The sequence below is a fragment of the Janthinobacterium sp. SUN211 genome (assembly GCF_030587315.1).
Lineage (GTDB): Bacteria > Pseudomonadota > Gammaproteobacteria > Burkholderiales > Burkholderiaceae_D > Janthinobacterium > Janthinobacterium kumbetense.
In genome coordinates, this window is record NZ_JAPWIC010000021.1 from 1 (window position 1) to 1,336 (window position 1,336).

Sequence of the window (1,336 nt, forward strand, 5' to 3'; positions counted from 1 at the left end):
GGGTGATAGCCCCGTATGTGAAATCGGACCGGTGGTACTAAGCGTACGACAAGTAGGGCGGGACACGTGACATCCTGTCTGAATATGGGGGGACCATCCTCCAAGGCTAAATACTCGTAATCGACCGATAGTGAACCAGTACCGTGAGGGAAAGGCGAAAAGAACCCCGGAAGGGGAGTGAAATAGATCCTGAAACCGTGTGCATACAAACAGTAGGAGCGGACTTGTTCCGTGACTGCGTACCTTTTGTATAATGGGTCAGCGACTTACATTCAGTGGCAAGGTTAACCGAATAGGGAAGCCGTAGAGAAATCGAGTCCGAATAGGGCGATCAGTCGCTGGGTGTAGACCCGAAACCAAGTGATCTACTCATGGCCAGGATGAAGGTGCGGTAACACGCCCTGGAGGTCCGAACCCACTAATGTTGAAAAATTAGGGGATGAGCTGTGGGTAGGGGTGAAAGGCTAAACAAACTTGGAAATAGCTGGTTCTCTCCGAAAACTATTTAGGTAGTGCCTCAAGTATCACCATCGGGGGTAGAGCACTGTTATGGCTAGGGGGTCATTGCGACTTACCAAACCATTGCAAACTCCGAATACCGATGAGTGCGAGCTTGGGAGACAGACGTCGGGTGCTAACGTCCGGCGTCAAGAGGGAAACAACCCAGACCGCCAGCTAAGGTCCCAAAGATTGGCTAAGTGGAAAACGAAGTGGGAAGGCTAAAACAGTCAGGATGTTGGCTTAGAAGCAGCCATCATTTAAAGAAAGCGTAATAGCTCACTGATCGAGTCGTCCTGCGCGGAAGATGTAACGGGGCTAAGCCAGTCACCGAAGCTGCGGATATCCTTTATTGGATATGGTAGGAGAGCGTTCTGTAAGCCTGCGAAGGTGTCTTGTAAAGGATGCTGGAGGTATCAGAAGTGCGAATGCTGACATGAGTAGCGATAATGGGGGTGAAAAGCCTCCACGCCGTAAGCCCAAGGTTTCCTGTTCAACGTTCATCGGAGCAGGGTGAGTCGGCCCCTAAGGCGAGGCAGAGATGCGTAGCTGATGGGAAGCAGGTTAATATTCCTGCACCGTCGTATGATGCGATGGGGGGACGGATCGCGGAAGGTTGTCCAACTGTTGGAATAGTTGGTTTTTGGCTCATAGAAGGTACTTAGGCAAATCCGGGTACGGAATTCAAGGGGTTGAGACGAGTGCACTTGTGCATGAAGCAATCGGAAGTGGTTCCAAGAAAAGCCTCTAAGCTTCAGTCATACGAGACCGTACCGCAAACCGACACAGGTGGGCGAGATGAGTATTCTAAGGCGCTTGAGAGAACTCGGGAGAAGGA

The 1,336-nt window shown here is 51.1% G+C and carries 1 rRNA gene (cut by a window edge); it reads left to right on the forward strand.

Features of this window, described 5'->3' with window-relative positions:
• A 23S ribosomal RNA gene (locus O3301_RS28525) occupies window positions 1-1,336 on the forward strand; its annotated part runs 1,447 nt beyond the window's last position; the annotation flags it as partial.